The sequence below is a fragment of the Rhodococcus pyridinivorans genome (assembly GCF_900105195.1).
Lineage (GTDB): Bacteria > Actinomycetota > Actinomycetes > Mycobacteriales > Mycobacteriaceae > Rhodococcus > Rhodococcus pyridinivorans.
Window position 1 is genome coordinate 1,342,343 of sequence record NZ_FNRX01000002.1, and the last position, 23,240, is coordinate 1,365,582.

Annotated in this window: 4 protein-coding genes; 2 read left to right on the plus strand and 2 right to left on the minus strand. The window is 69.9% G+C overall.

What is annotated here, in order from left to right; translation table 11 throughout:
• Window positions 1-9: 9 nt before the first annotated feature.
• On the minus strand, window positions 10-1,845 hold the full coding sequence (locus BLV31_RS06955; protein ID WP_248846185.1) for a DUF4012 domain-containing protein: 1,836 nt from the start codon (window positions 1,843-1,845) through the stop codon (window positions 10-12).
• A gap of 210 nt (window positions 1,846-2,055) precedes the next feature.
• Here BLV31_RS06955 and BLV31_RS06960 point away from each other — a divergent pair, with 210 nt between their 5' ends.
• A complete protein-coding gene (locus BLV31_RS06960; protein WP_254778503.1) occupies window positions 2,056-20,823 on the plus strand; it encodes a non-ribosomal peptide synthetase in 18,768 nt (6,255 codons plus the stop codon).
• The gene (locus BLV31_RS06965; RefSeq protein ID WP_039585706.1) at window positions 20,823-22,574 is read left to right on the plus strand and encodes a tyrosine-protein kinase domain-containing protein; all 1,752 of its coding nucleotides are present in this window, start codon (window positions 20,823-20,825) and stop codon (window positions 22,572-22,574) included. Before BLV31_RS06960 ends, BLV31_RS06965 begins: the two co-directional genes overlap by 1 nt.
• Here BLV31_RS06965 and BLV31_RS06970 read toward each other — a convergent pair.
• Window positions 22,545-23,060 (minus strand): arsenate reductase/protein-tyrosine-phosphatase family protein, encoded by a 516-nt coding sequence (locus BLV31_RS06970; RefSeq protein WP_024101937.1) that lies wholly within the window; start codon window positions 23,058-23,060, stop codon window positions 22,545-22,547. The two genes, BLV31_RS06965 and BLV31_RS06970, sit on opposite strands and share 30 nt — an antisense overlap.
• Between the last annotated feature and the right edge of the window lie 180 nt (window positions 23,061-23,240).

Below are 23,240 nucleotides of genomic sequence, written 5' to 3' on the forward strand. Positions count from 1 at the left end.
GTCTGGTGTTCAGTTTGGCGCGCATTCGGGTACGTCAATAGTGACTTTCGCGTTCCTAATCAAGGGCTGCACAGGAACCTCGGGCTCGCCCGGCGTAGCAGGTTCTGTCATGGAGAAGACAAGTTCCACCGTTTCACCTTGCGGAATCGGTGTCTGGACGCTATAGATGGGATGTCCGCGCTCCCGTCCGATATAGCTGAATGCTGGTTTCTCGTCGATAGTGACCTTGGTTAGAGTGGCTCCGCGTGTTGCGATTAGTGCTACATCTGCGAGGTTGGTCCCTCGTGGCGCGTCAACGGGATTTTCGAACATGGATGCGACGTAGTCAGTGTACGTTCCAACGGGAAGATTGTTCGTCAGACGCACGGTGACCTCTGAAGTCCGAGCATCGTTCTCACATGAGGCGGTGTACTGGATTTCTCTGTCCAAGTAGTAATCCAGTTTGTTTCCTCCAAGATTGTTTACCACTATGGAGGCGTACGGTGCCTCTGTATCGGAGACTACGTTTGCCAAGCGGGTTTTCTCGATAATTTCCTGTTCGTTCGCTTGAGCGCTCCAGAGTGAAAGGCGCCCCTCGCTTACTGCTTTTCCGAGCGCCTGAAGGAGTGACTTTGGGTTTTGTACCCCTCCCGTTAGTTTCTGCACAACAAGTTTTGCAATGGTCTGAAGGTATTCTTTTCTGGCGATCTGATCATCACCGAATCGAGCGTATGCAGTAGCTCCGGTAATCTCGACTACATTCTCGGCGGTGATTTTTTCCCCGTCAGGCATTGTGACTGGTCCGACGGCACCAAGTACGTAACTCAAAGCGACGGGATCAGTCGCGATAACTCCGTCCACGTACTCTGCGGACTCTTGATGCCACAGTGAGCGCCATATCTCCGCAGCGTACGGAAAGTGTGGACTAACGTTGCTATTTCGAAAATCGGTAGTTGGTCGGCTGTGTCCGTATGTTAGCTCAAAATCGGGACCGAGGTCGATTGGTGTCTTATTCATACTAATTTCACGATTACTCGCCAAATCGTCAATCTGTGCTCGACCCTGGTCTGTGCGGACGATTGCGAAGGCCCCGAGCAAGCCCCCCGTGCCGCGCGCTTCGGCATTCGTCTGGAAACCGACAAAGTAGCTGCGCGGACCCTCTGCGCCGAGCATGGCGGGAGCGACCTGCGCCGCGAGCGAGGTGTTGTTCAACAGGCCGGAGAGTTCGGATACCTGATCCTGTAGATCGACCCGCGCGTCGTCGATCAGCCCGAGCCATGTGCTGTCTACATTCTGGGCCTGCTCATCCAGGTCGCTGATCGCTGCAGAGGTCGTCTCGAGGACGGGCGCGGCGTCGCGGAGAGCCGCAAGATTGATTCGTGCGCCGTCCAAAATCAACTGATCGGGAGACACGGCACTACCTGCGTCGACCGCGGGGAGGAGAACCTGCTCTGTGAGACCGCTCACAATGGTTGTCATCTGACGAGTGGAATCGAACGGGTTTCCCAAGAATGGAACGGCGCCGGCAATACGCCACGGCACCGAGTCGACCGAACTCTGGGCGTCCTGGGCGTAACGATCGGCGTCGCCCGCGACGATGCGGGCCCTGTCGGTATCGCCTGCGAGCAGTGCGTCTTTCGCCTGCGTCGCGAAGTCCTGTGCCTTCTCCAGGTTCGACTTCGCCTGCAAGCCTTCGTAACCCAGCCAGCTGATGAATCCGACGACAACGAGTGCGCCTACGCCGCAGCCGATCTGCACGCGCCGGCGCTTCCTGCGCTGAGCTGCGATCTCCTCATCCGACAGGCGCCTGCGCACCTTACGTCGACGCGGTTCGGGCGAAACTGACTCACCGGTAACATCGTTCACGCCGCTTGTGCCCCCTTCGTGGTTTCCGCTCGAGACGATAACCCGATTTTGATCTGGCCAACCGTTCAAGTGGTGGGTAACAGTGACTGTAAGTAAACTTCTGCACGGTGATCGTGACCGTGGAGTTGGGAGGCTCCGTCCACGATCGCATGACAGGGGAGGGTTCTGCACTTCCCGTGTCCTGAATTGTGTCGGGAGGACGAGGGGAGCGTGGTGCATCTACTTCCGCTGTCCCCGAGTCAGCGGGGCCTGTGGTTCGCGCAGCAACTGAATCCCGACATACCGTTCACCACGGCGCAATACGTGGAGTTCCGTGGCGATCTCGACGCGGACCTGGTTCGGGACGCCTGTAATCAGGCTGCGCGCGAGGTCGAGTCGGGCACTCTCGTGCTCGTCGAACAGGACGGCAAGCCGTTCCAGAAGGTCGTCCCCGATATCGAGGACGCGCCGCGTTATCTGGACCTGCGGTCCGAGAAGGACCCGGAAGCTGCAGCTCATCGCTGGATGACCGAGCAGTACACGAAGCCCCTCGACCTGCTGAGCGACCGACTCATCGCCACCACCGTGCTGCGCATCGCGGACGACCGCTATTTCCTGTCGAGCTACGTCCACCACATCGCCCTCGACGGTCAGGGCGCGGTCAACATGCTCAACCGCGCCGCCGAGCTGTATTCGGCGTGGGTCTCCGGCTCCGACGCGCCGCCGCTCAAGGCGATGCCGATTGCCGACATTCTCGATGTCGAGGCCGCGTATGTGGGCTCGAAGCGTCAGGACACCGACCGCCGGCACTGGCTCGAGCGCCTCGCCGACCTGTCCGAATCCGTGTCGTTCGTCGATCACGAAGCGCCTCTCGGGGTGCCGGCGCGCCGGGCGAACTCCGAACTCGACGCCGAGACGGCAGCTGCGGTCTCGGCGCTCGCCCATGACGCGAACTCCACCGATGTCCCGATCGTCCTCGCGGCGTTCGGTGCGTTTCTCGCCCGGACGACGGGTGTGGTCGACGTCGTGCTCAGCCTGCCCATCTCGGCGCGCACCACTGCCGCGTTGCGTCGGTCCGCAGGCGTTCTTGCCAACGTCGTGCCGTTGCGCCTGTGCGTGGATTCGGCCACCACACCCGCCGAGCTCATCCGCGACGTGCAGGTGGAGCTGAGCAGCACCCTGCGCCACCAGCGCTATCGGTACGAAGACATGCTCGCGGATCTGCGCAGCCTCGGCCGCTCCCGCGACGAGGCGGCGAGCCCGTTCGGCCCCACCGTCAACCTGATGATGTTCCATCCCGAGATCGCCTTCGGCGACGTGACGGGGGAGTACCACCACCAGTCCAGCGGTCCGATCGACGATCTCGCCGTCAACGTCTACCCGGGCGTCGCCGGCCGCACGATGCGCGTCGACTTCGAGGCCAACCCCAATCTCTACAGCGACGAGCACCTCTCGTTGCTGCACAGCCGTTTCCGCGGATTCCTGAAGGAGTTCGTGCAGAACGCAGGCGTCGCAGTGGGCGATCTCGCCCTCGCCGACCCGGCCGAACTCGACGGCCTGGCTCCCGCACGCGGACACACCGCGCCCGAGCCGGAACTGCTGCCCGATGTCCTCACCCGCCACGCCGCGAGCGACACCGTCGCCGTCGTGGACGGACACGACAACATCACCTACCGCGAACTCGACGCCCGTTCCGACGCACTCGCTCATGCGCTGGTCGCGGCGGGTGCCGGACCCGAAGAGCGCGTCGCGGTGCTGCTGCCTCGCTCGATCGATTCGGTGGTCGCACTGTGGGCCGTCGCCAAGACCGGTGCCGCCTACACCCCGCTCGACCCCGAACTTCCCGCTCGTCGCCTCGATCAGGTGCTGCGCGACGTGCGGATCGCCGTCGCTCACGACCACCCGGCGCTGCCCGCGCACGTCACCCGCATCGCGCCGCCCACCGGCGGATCCGGCGAGACCTTCGCTGCCGAGCATCGCCTGCGGCCGCTGCACGTCGACAACACGGTGTGGATCATCCACACCTCCGGTTCCACCGGCACCCCGAAGGCCGTCGCGGTGGGCCACCGCGGAGTGTCGGCGCTCGTATCGACACTGCGCGATCGCTACCGCGCCGACGAGACGTCGCGGGTACTGCACCTCGCGTCGCCGTCCTTCGACGCATCGCTGCAGGAACTGCTCCTCGCCTTCGACGCCGGCGCCACCCTGGTGATCTGCCCGCCCGACGCCGTCGGCGGACCGGCGCTGGCAACCCTGCTGCGCAGCGAATCCGTCACCCACGCGATCACCGCACCGGCGATCCTCGCCGTCACCCCCGACGACGACCTGCCCGACCTGCAGGTTCTCGACGCCGGTGGCGAAGCACTGCCGCAGGCCGTGGCCGACCGTTGGTCCACCGGCCGTACGATGCTCAACGCCTACGGGCCCACCGAGACCACGATCCTCGCCACGCTCAGCGACCCGCTGCAGCCCGGCGCGGGTGTGCCCATCGGCCGGCCGATCGACGGCACCACCGCCGTCGTCCTCGATGCCCGCCTGCATCCCGTGCCCGCCGGCGTGATCGGCGAGCTGTATCTCGGGGGACCGGGCGTCGCGCGCGGCTACCTCGGCGCCCCGGCCTTCACCGCCGAACGCTTCGTCGCATCGCCGTTCGGTGGACGCATGTACCGCACGGGCGACCGCGCCCGCTGGACCACCGACGGCCACCTCGAATTCCTCGGTCGCGCCGACCAGCAGGTGAAGATCCGCGGCTACCGCATCGAACTCGGCGAGATCGAAGCCGCGCTCGTCTCCTTCGACGAGGTGCAGGCCGCGACCGTCACCGTCCACGGCGACCACATCGCCGCCTACGTCGTCGGCGACGTCGACCCCGCCGACCTAACCGTCCGCCTCGCCGACGAACTGCCCACCTATCTGCGTACGTCGTCGATCACCGTGCTCGAGGCGCTGCCGCTCACTCCAGGTGGCAAGGTCGATCGGCGCGCGCTGCCCGCGCCCGAGCGTGCTGTGGCCGTCGGATCGCGGCCGCCCAACGGCCCGAGCGAGAAGATCGTCGCCGAGCTGTTCGCCGAGCTCACCGGCATCGACGACATCGGGGCCGATGACGACTTCTTCGCGCTCGGCGGTCACTCGCTCGGTGCCGCGCAACTCGCTGCCCGTCTCGGTGCTGCACTGGGCCGCGACGTGCAGTTGCGCGACGTGTTCGCCCACCCGACCGTCGCCCGCCTCGCGGCCGCCGCGGCGAAACGACCCGAATCGGAATCGCGACCTGTCGCCACCCCCGACACCGGACCGTCGCCGCTCGCTCCCGCGCAGCGCCGGCTGTTCCTACTCGCCCGCGCACACGGCGACCCGGCTGCCTACCATCTGCCGTTCGCGCTGCACCTCGACGGCGCCCTCGACCTGCCGGCTCTGCAGGCCGCGGTGGTGGACGTCCTCGACCGGCACGAAACCCTCCGCACACTGTTCCGCCTCGAACTCGACGGCCCGGTGCAGGACGTGCTGCCGCTCGACCGTGCCGTGGCCGGTCTCGCGCTCGAACCCGAAGCGGCCGACGGCGACGTCGAAGCGCTCATCACCGAGTGGGCGGCCGAACCGTTCGACCTCACCGCGCAGATCCCGTTCCGGATCCGCCTGCTGCGACTCGCCGACGACAAGCACGTGCTCGCCGTCGTCGCCCACCACATCGCGCTCGACGGTGCGTCGTTCGTGCCGCTCACCGCCGACGTCGCTACCGCCTACCTCGCCCGCACGGCCGGGGAGCCGCCCGCGTGGACGCCGCTGCCGCTGCACTACCGGCACCATGCGCAGTGGCACCTCGATCGCCTCGGTGACCCGACTGCGTCCGACACCCGCGCCGGTCGCGAGATCGACTACTGGACACGCACACTCGACGGTCTCGCCGACGCGGCGCCGCTGCCTACCGACCGTCCCCGCAACGGCGGCTTCGGTCCCGCTGCGGCCGTGGACTTCGCGGTGCCCGCCGACCAGGTCGCGGCCCTGCGGTCCGTCGCTGCCGCGCACGACGCCACCATCTTCATGGCCGTGCATGCCGCCGTCGCCGTGTGGCTGGCGGCCTGGACTTCCGGGCACGACATCGCCATCGGCACCGGAACGGCCGGTCGCGACCATCCCGACCTCGACGCGCTCATCGGCATGTTCGTCGGCACCGTCACCCTGCGGACGAATGTCGACCCGGCGCAACCGTTCACGTCGCTGCTCGCGCAGGCCCGCGACACCGACCTCGACGCCTTCGCGCACGCCACCGTGCCGTTCGACTACGTCGTCGACGCCCTGGGCTTCTCGCCCTTCCACGTGATGCTCGCCTACGACAACGTGGACGTGCCCGACCTCGAACTGCCCGGCCTCACCGTGCAGTCGCAGGAGATCGCCTCGTCGCAGGCACGATTCGACGTCGAGATCTCGCTGCGCGAACTGCGCGACGGATCGCTCACCGGCCGCCTCGTCTACGACACGAAACTGTTCGACGATGACACCATTGTCCGCTGGGTGACCCGCCTGAGCGGAGTGCTCGAGCAGGTCGCGCAGCATCCGTCGCTGCCCGTCGGCGATCTCGACCTCGGCACCCTCTCCGTCGAACCGGCCGAACCCGGGCCGGAAGCGACCTTCGCCGAGATCATCGACCGGTCGTCGGCCTGCGTGACCGAACCCGGGGGACAGGCCGTCGAGATCCGCACGGCGGCACGCCCGCTCGCGTGGACGCTGATCGAGCGGGGCATCGGGACGGAAGACCGTGTGGCCGTCGTGCTCTCGCGGTCGACGCGGTCGGTGCTCGCCGCCGCGGCGGTCGCGCTGAGCGGCGCGGCCTTCGTGCCTGTGGACCCCAGCCAACCCGCTGCGCGCATCGCCCAGTTGCTCGGCGCATCCGGTGCGCGGTACGCGATCGTCGACGGCGACGTCTCGCTGCCCGACGGGGTCGAGCCGATCGCCTTCACCGTCGAGGGCGACACCCGCCCGATCACCAACGCCGATCGCGTGCGGCCGCTGCACGTCGACAACACGGCCTACGTCGTCTACACCTCGGGATCCACCGGCCGGCCCAAGGGTGTGGTGGTCGCGCATCGCGGACTCGGCCCGCTCGCGCAGTCGTTCGTCGAACGCTTCGACCTGCCCACCATCTCGGACACCGCAACCGACGCACGGGTGCTGCACTTCGCCACCCCCGCCTTCGACGGCGCGGTGCTCGAGTACGTCCTGGCGCTCACCTCCGGCGGCACGCTGGTGGTCGCGCCCGCCGACCTGTTCGGTGGCGACGAACTCGTGGAACTGCTTCGCACCGAAGGCATCACCCACTGGTTCTCGACGCCCTCGGTGCCCACACGGCTCGACCCCACCGGACTCGACGCCCTGCGCACCATCGTGATCGGCGGCGAGGCATGGCCGGTCGAGACCGCCGAACGCTGGGCACCCGGCCGCACCCTGCTCAACGTCTACGGACCCACCGAGACGACGGTGCTCGCCACGTCGAGCGAACCCTTCGCACCCGGCGACCGGCTCACCATCGGCACCGGCCTCGTCGGCGTCACCGCGGTGGTGCTCAGCGAACGCCTGCGGCCCGTGCCCGAAGGTGTGACCGGCGAGCTGTATCTCGGGGGACAGGGCGTCGCCCGCGGATACCTCGACGCACCCGCACTCACCGCCGACCGCTTCGTCGCCAACCCGTTCGGCACCGGACGTCTCTACCGCACAGGCGATCTCGTGCGCTGGACGGGACACGACGACGACCGCGCTCTCGAATTCGTCGGCCGCAGCGACCACCAGGTCAAGATCCGCGGCTTCCGCATCGAACTCGGCGAGATCGACGCGACCCTGCAGACCCACCCGGGCATCGGCACCGCCGTGACCGTGGTGCGCGGTGACACCCTCGCCACCTACGTGCACAGCCGCAACGGCCGCCTCGACCCGCACGAGATCCGCGAGTGGGCCACCGAGCGTCTGCCGCGGCACATGGTGCCCGCGACCGTCACCGTGCTCGACGCATTCCCGCTCACCAGCACCGGCAAGATCGACCGCGCCGCGCTACCCGAGCCGGAGGTCACCGCGACCCGCACCGACGGATATCGCAGCGCCACCGAAGAACTCGTCGCCGGTGTTGTCGCCGACCTGCTCGACCTGCCGAGCGTCGCCGGATCCGACGACTTCTTCGCCGTCGGCGGCAACTCGCTGCTCGCGACCCAGCTCGCCGCGCGCCTGCGGGGAGTCGCGGGTCGCCGGGTGGGTGTGCGCGACATCTTCGAGCACCCCACCGTCGCCGAACTCGCGAACCTGCTCGCCGAGGAACCCATCGGCGAGCACCTGCCGCTCGTGCACATCGACGACGACAGCGATGCGCCGCTCGCACCGGCGCAGCAGCGCATGTGGCTGCTCAACCGGTTCGACGTGGCCGACGGCATCGACGGCGGCGACCACATCGCCTTCGCGCTCGACCTCGACGCCGACACCGACCTCGACGCCGTGCGCGCGGCCGCCGCCACCGTGCTGGCCCGCCACGACTCGCTGCGCACGGTCTTCCCCGACAGCCCGTCCGGCCCGCGCCAGCACGTGCTGCCGTCGGTGACGCTCGACCTCGAACCCGTCGACGCCGGCACCGACCTCGATGCGGAGCTGACCGAATTCGCTCGCGCGCGTTTCGATCTCACCGTCGACCCGCCGATCCGCACCCGGCTGTACCGGACGGACTCCGGCTACGTGCTCGCCGTGGTGATCGACCACATCGCCGCCGACGGCTTGTCGCTGCTGCCGCTCGGCCGCGACGCCGTCGCCGCCTACCGTGCCCACCGCGACGGGGAGACGCCGGAGCTGCCGGCACCGTCAGTCACCTACCGCGACTACGCGCGCTGGCACCGGGCCGTGCTCGGCGACGAGAACGACCCCGACAGCCTCGCGGCACGGCAGCTCGCCTTCTGGAAGCAGACCCTCGACGACGCGTCGCCGCTGCTCGCGCTGCCCACCGACCGTCCCCGCAGCGCGGCGACCACCGGTACCGCGGGTCGCGCGAGTTTCACGATCCCCGCCGAACTGCACGCCGCGATCGACAAGCTCGCCCGCTCCCACGACGTCACGCCGTTCATGGTGATGCACGCGGCCTTCGCGACACTGCTGTCGGCGCTCGCCGCCACCGACGACGTCACCATCGGCACGCCCGTCTCCGGACGCAGCGACGCCGCGGTCGACGACGTGGTGGGCATGTTCGTCGGCACCGTGCCGCTGCGGTTGCGGGTGCATCCGCGCCGCACCTTCGCCGACCTGCTCGCCGATACCCGTCGCGCCGATCTCGATGCCTTCGCCCACGCCGACGTGCCGTTCGATCGCATCGTCGACGCGGTGGGGGCCGGCACCGACGCGCACCACCCGTTGTTCCAGGTCATCCTGGCGTACGAGTCGTTCTCGCTCGACGAGTTCACGCTGCCCGGCAGCTCCACGACGATCCGCAAAATCCCGGTGGGCACGGCCCGCGTCGACCTCGAACTGACCGTCCGCGAACGCCGTTCCGAGACCGGTGTACCCGCCGGTTTGGAAACGGTCCTCACGTACGCGGACGAACTTTTGGATTCGCACACGATTGCGCAGTGGCAGTCGTGGTTCGTGCGTATCCTCGATGCCGTTACCGCCGACCCGGCTGTGTCGGTCGGCGGTATCGAGTTGGGCGACGCCGACCTCACCCCCGTCGGCGTCGCGCAACAACTTTCGGCAGAGTCGCTGCCCGAGCTGGTCGCGCAGCGCGTGGCCGACGATCCGGCGGCCGTCGCCGTGGTGGGGGACGGGTACTCCCTCAGTTACGGCGCGCTGTGGTCGCGTTCGGGCGCGCTCGCCAAACTCCTCCGCGAACGCGGCGTCACCGCCGAGGACGTCGTCGCCGTCGCGCTGCCGCGCACCCCCGAGCTGGTCGTCGCGATCCTCGCCGTCTCCCGCGCCGGTGGAATCTACCTGCCCGTCGACGTCACGCATCCCGCCACGCGACTGCAGGTCCTGTTCGACGACGCGCAGCCCTCGCTGGTCGTCACCGACAGCGACTTCACCGACGTCCGCGTGCCGACGCTGCGATTCGACGACCCGGAGGTGGCCGGCCGCCTCGACGACGGGGCCCTGTTCGACTTCCCGCTCGTCGCGGATTTCGGCGCCTACATCGTCTACACCTCCGGTTCCACCGGAACCCCCAAGGGCGTGCAGGTGACGCACCGCAACGTGCTGTCGCTGCTCGCCGCGACCGTCGACGAGTTCGGACTGCGCGCCGACGACGTGTGGACGATGTTCCACTCGCCGGCCTTCGACTTCTCCGTGTGGGAGATGTGGGCACCGCTCGCCACCGGCGCTTCCGTGGTGGTGATCGACCACCTCACCGTGCGCGACCCGGCCGCCTTCGTGGACGTGCTCACCAGCAACCGGGTGACGGTGCTCAACCAGACCCCCACGGCCTTCTACCAGCTCGCCGCCACCGATCACGCGCCGCTCGAAGACCTGCGGCTGCTGATCTTCGGCGGCGAAGCCCTCGACCCGGAGCGCGTGCGCCCGTGGGCCGCAAGCCATCCGCATGCGCGGACGATCAACATGTTCGGCATCACCGAAACCACCGTGCACGTGACCTTCGGCGACGCCACCGCGACCGGCATCGGAGCGCCGCTGCCCGGTCTCGCCGTGGATGTGCTCGACTCGTCGCTGCGACCCGCACTGCCCGGCGCGATCGGCGAACTGTACGTGCGCGGAGACCAACTCGCGCGCGGCTACCGCGGACGCCCCGGCCAGACCGCGACCCGCTTCGTCGCAGCTCCCGGTGGCACCCGCCGCTACCGCACCGGCGACCTCGGCCGCCGCGACACCAGCGGTGTCCTGCACTATCTCGGTCGCGCCGACCAGCAGATCGAACTGCGCGGCTACCGCATCGAACCCGGCGAGATCGAAGCCGCCCTGCTGCGCAGCAAGGGCGTGCGCCAGGCCGTCGTGCTGCTGCGCGACGACCGCCTCGTCGCCTATCTCGTCGGAGGCAACGCCATCGACGCCCTGTGCGACCTGCGACGCAGCCTGCCCGACTACCTCGTCCCGTCGGCCGCCGTGGTCCTCGACGCACTACCGCTCACCGCCAACGGCAAACTCGACCGCGCCGCGCTGCCCACCCCCGACGTCACCGCCGATGGGGGAGCGGCACCGCACGGACCGGTCGAGGAACTCGTCGCGGACGTGTGCGCCGAACTGCTCGGCATCACTGCCGGCACCCTCGGCGCCGACGACGACTTCTTCCACCTCGGCGGCAACTCGCTGCTCGCCACGCGCCTCGCCGGTCGCCTGTCGGATCTGCTCGACGCCGACGTCACCGTGAGAGACATCTTCGAGAACCGGACCATTACAGCCCTAACCTCACACATAACCAGTGGAAGCGATAAGCCCTCTCGCCGTGCGCGTCTCGTCGCCGACCCCGACGCACCCGCCCCGTTGTCGGCGGCGCAGCAGCGCCTGTGGTTCATCAACCGCTTCGACCCGGCGTCCCCGAGCTACAACCTGCCCTTCGCGGTGCGGCTCGACGGGACCCTCGACGTCGACGCCCTCACCGCCGCCGTGGCCGACGTGCTCGAACGGCACCGCACACTGCGCACCGTCTACCCGGCCGCCGACGAGTACACCGTGCTGCCCCCGGCACGCCCCGATCTCGACCCGGTGGCCGTGCCGGAGGACGCCCTCGACGAATTCGTCCGCGACTACGCCACCACCGGATTCGACCTCACCGTCGAACCCCCGGCCCGCATGCGGCTGTACCGGACGGCACCCGACCGGCACGTGCTGCTCGTCGTCCTGCACCACATCGCGGCCGACGGCTGGTCGCTCACGCCGCTGCTGCGCGACATCGCCGTCGCCTACGACGCCCGCCTCACCGGCGCGAGCCCCGAGCTGCCGGCGCTGCCCGTCCAGTACACCGACTACGCGCGGTGGCAGCGCAGCGTCGCCGACGAGCAGATCCCCTACTGGCTGGGCGAACTCGCCGACCTGCCCGACGAAGTGACCCTGCCCGGCGACCGGTCGCGCCCCGCGCAACCCACCGGACACGGTGCCGCCCACACCGTCTCGCTCGACGCCGACCTCGTCCGCGGACTGCACGAGCTGGCCCGTGAGGGTCGCGCGACGGTGTTCATGGTGCTGCACGCCGCACTCGCGGCGTTGCTCGCGCGGCACGGTGCCGGTCGCGACATCCCCATCGGCACCGCCGTCTCCGGTCGCGGCGACCCGCAGCTCGACGACGTCGTCGGCATGTTCGCCGGCACCCTCGTGCTGCGCACCGATGTCGACCCCGACGCCACCTTCACCGATCTGCTTGCGCAGGTGCACCGCCGCGACCTCGCCGCCTACGGCAACCCGGACGCACCGTTCGAGACGCTCGTCGAGAAGCTGCAGCCCGCCCGCAGCGAAGCACGGCACCCGCTGTTCCAGGTGGCGCTGTCGCAGGCACGACCCGTCGCCTCGACCTTCTCGCTGCCCGGCCTGAACGTCACCGCCGCGCCTGTCGACACCGAAACGGTCAACGTCGACGTGCAGGTCACCGTCACCGAGCAGCAGGACGGCATCGACCTCGAATTCTTCTACAGCACAGACCTTTACGACGCCGACACCGTCGCCGGCTACGCCGAACGCCTGCGCACGATCCTGACTGCGGCCGTCGCGGATCCGGATGTGCGGGTCGGGGAGATCGATCTGCACGGCGACGTCGACCTGCCCACCGTCGGCGCTGTGCCGGGTGCGCCCCGGTCGCTGCGGCAGTGGCTCGCGCAGGGCGCAGCTGCCGGCGGCGAGGAACTCGCGATCGTCGACGACGACCGCGAACTGTCGTATCCCGAACTGCTCTACTACTCCGACGCTCTCGCCGCGCGCCTCCAGCTCGCCGGGGTGCGCCCGGGCGATCCGGTCGCGTGCGCCTACCCGCGCTCGCTCGAATCGGTGCTCGCCGTGTGGGGCATCATCGGCGCCGGCGCCGCACCCATGCTCGTCGACCCCACCGCCCCCACCGCGCGCCTAGCCGAGATGCTCGCCGACGTGCGCGTGGGAGTCGGTGAAGCGCCGACACTTCCGGCAACCGTGCGATGGCTCGAGGTGACCTCCGACGACGAGGAACCGCTCGCCGACGTCGTCGACCCCGCACCCGACGCCCCCGCCTACTTCGTCTTCACCTCCGGCACCACCGGACACCCCAAGGCCGTCACCCTCACCCAGCGCGCCGCGAGCGCGTTCGCCGAGGACATCGGCGAATACCTCGCCGCCTTCCCGGGCGATCGCGTCCTGCACGTCGCGGCACCGTCGTTCGACGCCGCGATGCTCGAGATGCTCACCGCCGGCATCTCCGGCGCGACGCTCGTGGTGGCCGACGCCGACAGCTACGGTGGCGCAGCCCTCGGCGACCTGCTCGACAGTGCCGCGATCACCCACGCGGTGATGACGCCGTCGACGCTCGCGACCGTGCCGGTGCGCGACCTGCCGGCCCTGCGCACCCTCGTGCTCGGCGGCGACCGGCTCACCCGCGAGATCGTCGACCGCTGGGGAGACGGGCGCACCCTCGTCAACAGCTACGGCCCGGCCGAGGCCACGATGTTCGTCACCAACTCGCAGCCGCTGCGACCCGGCGACGACATCGTCATCGGCACCCCGGTCCGCGGCGTCACCGTCGAGGTCCTCGACGAGCGACTGCGTCCCGTGCCCGCCGGCGTGGTCGGCGAACTGTACGTCTCGGGACCGCGACTCGCGTCGGGCTACCGGGATGCCGCTGGGCGCACCGCCTCGCGGTTCGTCGCCGGACCCGACGGCCGTCGCTACCGCACCGGCGACCTCGTGCGCTGGACCCGCGCCGGTGCCCTCGAATTCGTCGGCCGCAGCGACAACCAGATCAAGCTGCGCGGCGTGCGCATCGAACCCGGCGAGATCGACACCGCTCTCACCGCTCTCGACGGCGTGGACCGGGCCGTGACCCTCGTGCGCAGCGGCCGCCTCATCTCCTACGTCACCGGTGAGAACCTCGACGACTCCGACCTGCGAGCCCAGCTGCGCACCCTCCTGCCCGCGCACCTCGTGCCCACCGCGATCGTGCCGCTCGCCGCGATCCCGCTCACCTCCCACGGCAAGGTCGACGCCGCCGCCCTGCCCGAACCCGCAGCCGGCGAAGGAAGCGAACCGCGCACCGAGACCGAAGCGCTCGTCGCCCGCATCATCGGCGACGTCCTCGGCGACGGCACCGCGGTGGGACGCACCGACGACTTCTTCGCGGTCGGCGGCAACTCGCTGCTCGCCACCGTCCTCGTCGGCCGCCTGCGCGACGAGACCGGCACCGACGTGCCGCTGCGCACCGTCTTCGCGAACCCCACCGTCGACGCGCTCGCCGCCGCCCTCGACGCCGGTGGTTTCGACACCGACGCCGGACCCGTTGCCGTGTCGCCGCGCCCGGAACGGATCCCGCTCAGCCGCGCCCAGCGTCGCCTGTGGGGACTGAGTTCGCTTGCCCCCGATGCCTACCGGCTGCGCAGCGAGGTCAACTTGAGCGGACCGCTCGACCTCGGTGCCCTGCAGGCCGCGCTCGGCGACGTCGCGCTGCGCCACGAGATCCTGCGGACCGATTACATCGTCGACGGCGACGGCGTGTACCAGCAGGTGCACGAGGCGCCGCGCAGCGACCGGTGGCGCGTGCGACTCGAACGCACCGGCCCCGATCAGCACGTGCTGTATCTCGACGTCGACCATTCGATCGCCGACGGCACGTCGCTGCGGCCGCTGCTGCGCGACCTCACGATTGCGTATCTCGCCCGCGTGAACGGCGCGGCCCCGCAGTGGGAACCGCTGCCGCTGCAGTACGCCGACTACGCCCTGTGGGAAGCCGAACGCGGCATCCCCGAACGCGACCTCGAGCACTGGCGACGCGCCCTCGACGGGCTCACCGTCACCGAACTGCCCGCCGACGCCACCGGAACCGACACCGGTGCGCGCAGCGTCGACTTCACGGTGCCCGCCGAGGTGCGCGACGCGCTCGCCGACCTCGCCCGCGCACACGGCGCCACCGAGTTCATGGTGCTGCACGCCGCGCTGTCGGTACTGCTCGCGCGACTCGGCGGCAGTGACGACATCGCCGTCGCCGCTGTGGTGGGCGGACGCCGCTGGGCGCAGCTCGAGGACCTCGTCGGCCCGTTCCTCGACACCCTCGTGCTGCGCGCCCGCGTGGCCCCCGACATGTCGTTCGCCGGACTGCTCGGCCAGGTCCGCGACTTCGACGTCGCCGCCTTCGACCACGTCGCCGTGCCCTACGAGCAGCTGCTGTCGGAGCGGCAGAGCGGCGCACCGCAGGTCGCGTTGGCGTTGCAGGACTTCGGCATCGATCCGATCAGCCTGGGAGAGCTCACCGTCGAGGCCCGCGAAGTCCTCGACGACACAACGAAGTTCGATCTGCAGTTCACGCTGGCCCCACGTCCCGACGGTTACACCGGCACGCTCGTGTTCGACGCCTCCCGCTTCGCCGGCCGCACCGCCGAACTGCTCGTCAGCCGTTTCGTCGCGCTGCTCGGCAGCCTGGCGAGCGCGCCCGACAGTGTTGTCGGCGAACTGGCGGTCGACACCCCGGCTCCCGCCCTCGACGGCGGCGAACCGGCCCCGACACACACACTCGCCGAGATGTTGCGCGCCACCGTCGCCGCGCATCCCGACCGTGAGGCCCTGCGCGGCGACGGCGAATCGCTCACCTACCGCGAACTCGACGCACAGTCCGACGCCCTCGCCGAGGAACTGCGGGCCGACGGCGCGCGGGACGGGAAGATCGTGCGCATCGACGCACCGCGCAGCGTCGACTACATCCGCACCCTGTGGGCCATCACCAAGACCGGTGCGGCCTTCACACATTCGCGGCAGGCAGGGGAGACGTGCCTGCCCGGCACCGCCTACGTCGTGTCCACCTCCGGCTCCACCGGCACCCCGAAGCGGGTCGCGGTGACGCACCGCGGACTCGCCCCGCTCGCCGCCGAAGCGGCCGAGCGCTACCGGGTCGAGCCCGGAGACCGCGTGCTGCACGGCTATTCACCCGAGTTCGACGCCGCGCTGCTCGAACTGCTGCTCGCCCACACCACCGGCGCGACGCTCGTCGTCGCACCCCCGGACGTCTACGCCGGGCAGGACCTGCACCGCTACCTCGCCGAACAGCGCATCACCCATTACCTGTCGACCCCCACGGTGCTCGGCACCCTCGACCCCGAGGGACTGCCCGACCTGAAGGTCGTCGCCTCCGGAGGAGAATCCCTGTCGTCGTCGCTCGCCGCGCGCTGGGCCGACGGCCGCGTGATGCTCGACGCCTACGGACCGACCGAGGCCACGATCGTCGCGACCCTCGTCGACATCGAACCCGGCACCCGACCGAGCATCGGCAAGCCCGTGCCCGGCACCGTCGCCCACGTGCTCGACGCGCGCCTGCGTCCCGTGCCCGCCGGAGCCGTCGGCGAGCTGTACCTCGCGGGTGAGGGCCTCGCCGCCGGATATCTCGACGACCCCGCGCGCACCGCCGAACGCTTCGTGGCCGCTCCCGGTGGTGCCCGCATGTACCGCACCGGCGACCGCGTCCACCGCCGCGTCGACGACACCCTCGGCTATCTCGGCCGCACCGATCGCCAGCTCAAGGTGCGCGGCGTGCGCATCGAACCCGGCGAACTCGAAGCCACGCTGCTCGCCCAGCCCGGTATCCGGCAGGCAGCGGTGGTCGCGGTGAGCGGCACGCTCGTCGCGTTCGCGGCCGGACCGGACCTGTCGGCCGACGACATCACCGCGCGACTCGCGCTCGTCGTGCCGCCGCACCGCATGCCGACCCGCGTGCACGCGCTCGACCAGCTGCCCCTCACGTCCAACGGCAAGCTCGACGTCGCAGCGCTCGAACTGCACGACGCCGCCGCGCTCGACGACGACGCCGCCCTGGACCGTCCGCTCACCGACGCCGAGGATCTCGTCGTCACCGTCGCCGAGGACGTGCTCGGCGCCCGTCCGGCCGCGCACCGCGGGTTCTTCACCGCCGGCGGCGACTCGCTGTCGGCCGTCGTGTTCGCCGCGCGCCTGAGCGAGGCGTTCGGCACCGACGTGCCGGTGCGCGAAGTACTCGCCGCCCCGACCCTGGCCGCGCTCGCCGCCCGCATCGAATCCGGCGACGACCAGCGCGTCGCGCTGCGGCACTACGACGATGACACCCCGGCACCGATCGCACCCGCGCAGCGCCGCCTCGGCATCGTCGCGCGGGCCGAGACCGGCACCGCCGGCTATCTCGTGCCGGTCGTGCTGACGCTGAGCGGCGACCTCGACGTCGACGCCCTCACCGCCGCGGTGAGCGATGTCGTCGACCGCCATCGCGTGCTGCGCACCGCCTTCATCGACGACGTGCAGGTACCCGTCGACCCGCCGGTGCTCGAACACTCCGCGCCGGAGGACGTCGCCGCGGCCGTGACCGCCACGATCACTACGCCCTTCGACATCACGGCCCAGGCCCCGATGCGGATCCGGTTGTTCGACGTCGAACCCGGCCGCTGGGTGCTCGCCGCCGCCGTGCACCACATCGCGTTCGACGGTGCGTCCGTCGGTCCGCTGCTCACCGATCTCGCCGTCGCCTACGCCGCGCGTCGCGGGGCAGAAGCGCCGGTCTTCGAGTCGCTGCCCGTCACCTACGGCGACTACGCGCGCTGGCAGCACGAACTGCTCGGCGACCCCACCGATCCGGGCTCGCTCGCCGCCCGCCAACTCGACTACTGGACAACCACACTCGCCGGCCTGCCCGACGGCCCGCTGCCGCTGCCCGCCGACCGGCCGCGCCCCGCGCAGCCGACCCACCGTGGCGCGCAGATCGTCTCGACCCTCGACACCGAGACCCACCGACGCCTCCGGGACGTCGCGCGCAGCCACGACGTCACCGTGTTCATGCTTGTCCACGCGGTGCTCGCCGCGATGCTCGCGCGTCGCAGCGGACGCACCGACATCGCCGTGGGCACGGCGATCGCGGGTCGCACGGATGCCCGTCTCGACCGGCTCGTCGGCATGTTCGTCGGCACCGTCGTGCTGCGCACCGCCGTCGACGCGTCGCGTCCGTTCACCGACCTGCTGCGCGACGTGCGGGCCACCGATCTCGGTGCGCTCGCGCACGCCGACGTGCCATTCGACGAGGTCGTCGCCCGTCTCGCGCCGCGCCGCGACCCGTCGTACAGCCCGCTCTTCCAGGTGCTGCTCACGCACCGCGTCGAGGCCGGCGAGGTGCTGCCGCAACTGCCGGATGTGCAGATCGCCGAGACCGACGCCGGGGAACCGGCCGCGCAGTTCGACGTGGTCGTCGAACTCGTCGAGCGCGAGGCCGGACTCGACCTGCGCCTGGTCTATGCGACGGATCTGTTCGACGACACTACCGGCGACGCGATGCTCACCGACCTCGTGGCGATGCTCGCCGCCGCCCTCGCCGAACCCGACCGCGCCGTCGGCGATCTCGCCGTGCCGGTGCCCGCACCGCTGTCGGCTCCCGCCGTCGCACCGCGCACCCTGCCCGAGATCTTCGCGACCGCCGTCGAGCAGCATCGCGGACGCATCGCGGTGCGCTCCGGCACCGTCGCCTGGACGTACGGCGGACTCGACGCCCGCGCCGACGAGATCGCCTCCGTGCTCGCCTCCCACGGCGTGCGACGCGGCGACCTCGTCGCGATCGCCGTGCCGCGCAGCGAGTACTGGCCGCTCGCCGTCTGGGCGATCACGAAACTCGGTGCGGCATGGGTGTCCGTCGACCTCACCCAGCCCGACGCGCGCAGTGTCGCGATCCTCGCCGACTCCGGTGCTCGCATCGGCCTGACCGTCGGCTACCGCGAACTCGGCCACGTGACGTGGCTCGACCTCACCGCCGACCGCAGCATCGACTTCGACGCCGTCGAACCCCCGCGTCCCGCAGTGACATCCGGCGACCTCGCCTACACGATCTACACGTCCGGCACCACGGGCACACCGAAGGGCGTCGACGTCACCCACCGTGGGCTCGCGGCGCTGCTCGACGTGCAGACCGCCCTGCTCGACCTCGGGCCGGAATCGCGCGTGCTGCAGGTCGCCTCGCACACCTTCGACGCCGCGGTCTTCGAACTGCTCTCCGCCCACGCGTACGGCGGTGCCCTTGTGATCGCCCCCGACCACACCTTCGCCGGGGAACCCCTGCAGGAGCTGATCGTCAACGAGCGCGTCACGCACCTCAACCTCACGCCCACCGTGCTCGGCACCCTCGACCCCGAGGCATTCGAGCCGACGACGATCGTCGCCGCGGGTGAGACCCTGCCCGGTGCACTGGTGGGCCGCTGGTCGCGGCACCGGATCGTCAACGGCTACGGGCCCACCGAATTCACCGTCGCCGTCTCGTATTCCGCGCCGCTCACCGATGACGAGAAGCCGAGCATCGGCACGCCTGTCGCGGGAGCCACCGCCTACGTGCTCGACTCGCGTCTGCACCCCGTGCCGCGCGGCACCGTCGGCGAGCTCTACGTGACCGGTGACAGCACCGCCCGCGGCTACCGCTACGAATCCGGACTCACCGCAACGCGATTCGTCGCGAACCCGTTCGGCGACGGCGGGTCGCGGCTGTACCGCACGGGCGACCTGGTTCGGATCCTGCCGAACGGGGTACTGGATCACGTGGCCCGCATCGACGACCAGGTGAAGATCCACGGCATCCGCGTCGAACCCGCCGAGGTCGACGCCGCGCTGCTGAACCGTCCGGGAGTCGCGGCGACCGTGACCGTTCCGCATCCCGGACGTGACGGCGACACCGTGCTCGTCTCCTATATCCAGCCCGAGACCGGCACCGCACCCGACACGGCAGCATTGCGTCGCGCGCTCGTCGCCGACCTGCCGCGTCACCTGCGGCCGGTGAGCATCACCGTCGTCGACGCACTGCCGCTGATGGCATCCGGCAAGGTCGACCGCGCGGCGCTGCCCGCCCCCGACACCGCCGTCGACGAACCATATGTGGCGCCGCAGGGACACATCGCGCAAACCGTCGCCGCGGTGTTCGCCCGCCACCTCGACCGGCCGATCGACGAGATCTCTGCTGACCGAAGCTTCTTCGACCTCGGTGGCAGTTCCATCGCGGCCGTCACCGTCGCCGGTGAACTGCGCGACGAGCTCGGCGCCGACGTTCCCGTCGAGTGGCTGTTCACCAGCCCGGATCTCGCGTCGCTCGCCGACCGCATCGACCACGGCCGCAGTAATGACGAACGCGACCCGCTCGGCAGCCTCGTCGAGATCGCCGGTCGCGGTGACGAGAAGCCGCCGTTGTTCTGCGTGCACCCCATCAGCGGACTCGCATGGATGTACGCCGGTTTCGCGCAGCATCTCGACGGCCGTACCCTCTACGGTCTCCAGGCAACGGGCTTCGACGACATTCCGGACAGCATCGGCGAACTCGCCGCGCGGTATGTGGCCGAAATCCGTAAGGTGAGGGCCGATGGTCCCTACCACCTGCTGGGCTGGTCGGTGGGCGGCACCATCGCACACGAGATGGCCGTGCAGCTCCGCGAGCACGGAGAGCAGGTCGGTGCGGTAGTGCTGCTCGACACGCTCACGCCCGAGACTGTGCCTGCCGAGCCCCACCCGACGGCAGAGAACGTACCCGACATCGCCGGGCTGCCCGAAGAACTCGTCGCCGAGGTCCGGCGCCGCACCGACGCCGCCGCGCAGGCCGTCGAAGACGCGGTGCGCCGACACACCCTCAGCGAATACGACGGCGACATCGACCTGGTGGTCGCCGAACCCGATCTCGACCGGCACCCAGATCTCGCCGCCACCTGGCAGCGATATGTGCGCTGTCTCGTCGTCGAACATCCGGTGCCGTTCACGCACTCGGAACTGGCCGATCCGGACGCGGTGCGTGCGATCGGCCCGGTGCTCGACAGCGTGCTCGAGCGCCACGACGACCCCCACACCGCGCCCGCCGGGTGCGCACGCAGTGTTACCGCAACGAGGGAGACGCCCTGATGGAAGTACATGATTACCTGCGAATTCTGCAGGCGAGGTGGAAGATCGTCGCCGTCACGACGGTGGTGGCGGTTCTTGCCGCCCTCGGCGCCTCCCTGCTGACCACGCCCCAGTACGAAGCCAAGACACGCCTGTTCGTGTCGACCTCGTCGGGCGCGTCGGTGCAGGAGATCTATCAGGGCAACCTGTTCTCGCAGCAGCGAGTCACCTCCTACACCGAACTGCTCGAGGGCACCACCCTCGCGCAGCGCACCCTCGACAAGCTCGGTCTCGGCGAGATGTCGGCCGTCGATCTCGCCGGCAAGGTGACCGCCTCGTCGACCCCCGACACGGTGCTCATCGACACCGCCGTCACCGACGAGTCGCCCGAGCGTGCCCGCGACCTCGCCAACGCACTGTCGGACGAGTTCGTCGTCATGGCACGCGAACTGGAGACCCCCGAGGACGGTGGCCCGCCGACCGCCCGCGTGGTGGTCGAGCAGTACGCGGCTACGCCGTCGGCGCCGGTGACGCCGAAGACCACACGGAACGTCGCGCTGGGTCTGGCCGTCGGTGTGCTGCTCGGCATCGCCCTCGCGGTGCTGCGCGATCGCCTCGACAACACCATCAAGGACCGCAACGCCGTCGAGGAGCTCGCCGGCACCGGTGTGGTGGGTGTGATCCCGCTCGAGAAGGCCCGGCAGGAGGAGCCGGCGATCGTGTTCGCGGACGCCAACAGCGGCGACGCCGAGGCCTACCGGGAGATGCGGACCAACCTGCAGTTCCTCGAGGTCGACAACCCGCCGCGCGCGATCGTTATCACCAGTTCCCTGCCCGGCGAGGGCAAGACCACCACGGCGGTCAACCTGGCCCTGGTGCTCGCCGAGGCCGGTCACTCCGTCGTGCTCGTCGAAGCCGACCTGCGCCGCCCGCGTGTGACCAAGTACCTCGGCACGCTCGGCGACGCCGGCCTGTCGAACGTGCTCGCACACACGGCTGCACTCGAGGACGTGCTCCAGCCGACGCGCTTCGACGGCATGTGGGTGCTCGCGGCCGGCGGTCTGCCGCCCAACCCGTCCGAGCTGCTCGGTTCCGCGCATGCGCGGGAGGTCATCGAGGACCTGCGGTCGCGCTTCGACTACGTCATCATCGACGCGCCGCCGCTGCTGCCCGTCACCGACGCGGCGATCCTCACGAACATCGCCGACGGTGCGCTGCTCATCGCGCGTTACGGCAAGACCACCCGCGAGCAGTTCGCGCGGGCCGTCGGCAACCTGCGGGCGGTCAACGCGCCCGTGCTGGGCACGATCCTGGCGCTGACCCCGACCAAGGGACGCGGCACGGCCTACGAATACCGCTACTACTACAGCTCCGACAAGGACGGTGCTGCTCCGGCAGCCGCCCAGACGAGCACGCCGGCGACGCAGCGTGTCGGAGCGCCGGCACCGACCGCACCGGCCGCCCAGCCGGCTGCGCAGGCGCAGACGACCGCGTCGGCACCCGTCGAGGGACCGGCCCGGCCGCAGAACGGTCAGCATCATGTCGAGCCGCCGGCCACGCAGGCCCACCCGGCGCCGAGCAACGACGCCTACCACTACCGCGCTGCGGAGCAGTTCCCGCCGGCGCCGCAGCCGGCATCGGAGCGATACGGCAGCGAGCCCTACCAGGCGCCGCAGGCGTACTCCGCCGCCGAGCCGCTGTCGCGACCCGTGGTGCACGCACCGCGACGCCCGGTGAACGACTCAGGCTCGGAGAGCGGCGAGGAGAGGTAGCAACAGATCGGCGATCTCGGATCCGACCGTGACGAACGTCTCCTCGTCTCGGCCGATCGGGTCGACGATGTCCTCCGGCCCGGGTGCAGACATCTGCGCCCGGGCCGTCGTCAGTTCTGCGATGGTCCGCGCACCGGTGGCGTTCTGCAGCCGGGCGGCCTCGCGCAGCGTGAACGTCACCCGCATCCTGCGCGGTGCGAGCTGGATGACCTTGGCGCGGTGCCGCTCGCTCATCGTGATGATCATGTCGGAGTCCTCCGCGATCGGCGGGGTGATCCGACGCGCAGCGAATCCGTCCGGATCGCCTCCGAGCTGCTGCAACACGAGTGCCGCGGTGGGTTCCATGCCGTAACCGACCATCGCCCGGGTGCCGGCGCTGTGCGCCGAAAGGTCCTCGCGACCGGCCTCGGCCGCGTATGCGGTGGTCAACCTCTCTGCGGTGGGTGATCGGCAGATGTTTCCGGTACACACATAGAGAATCCGCATTCGGCGATCCTATGGGAGACGCTATCCAGGCGCTCAGGAGCCATCTCCGGGGTGCTCGGTCCCGGCGTACGTCATACGAACGGCCCTCGTGACCCGCCGGTAACGTTCTGTACCATCGTCGGTGATTTCGGGCGCCGGGGGAAGCTGACGCGGCTGGCGCATCCAACGTCGAAGGCGGCT

Coding starts and splice junctions, on each gene's coding strand:
- BLV31_RS06970 (WP_024101937.1), bottom strand. CDS start 23,060: ATGCGGATTCTCTATGTGTGTACCGGAAACATCTGCCGATCACCCACC.
- BLV31_RS06965 (WP_039585706.1), top strand. CDS start 20,823: ATGGAAGTACATGATTACCTGCGAATTCTGCAGGCGAGGTGGAAGATC.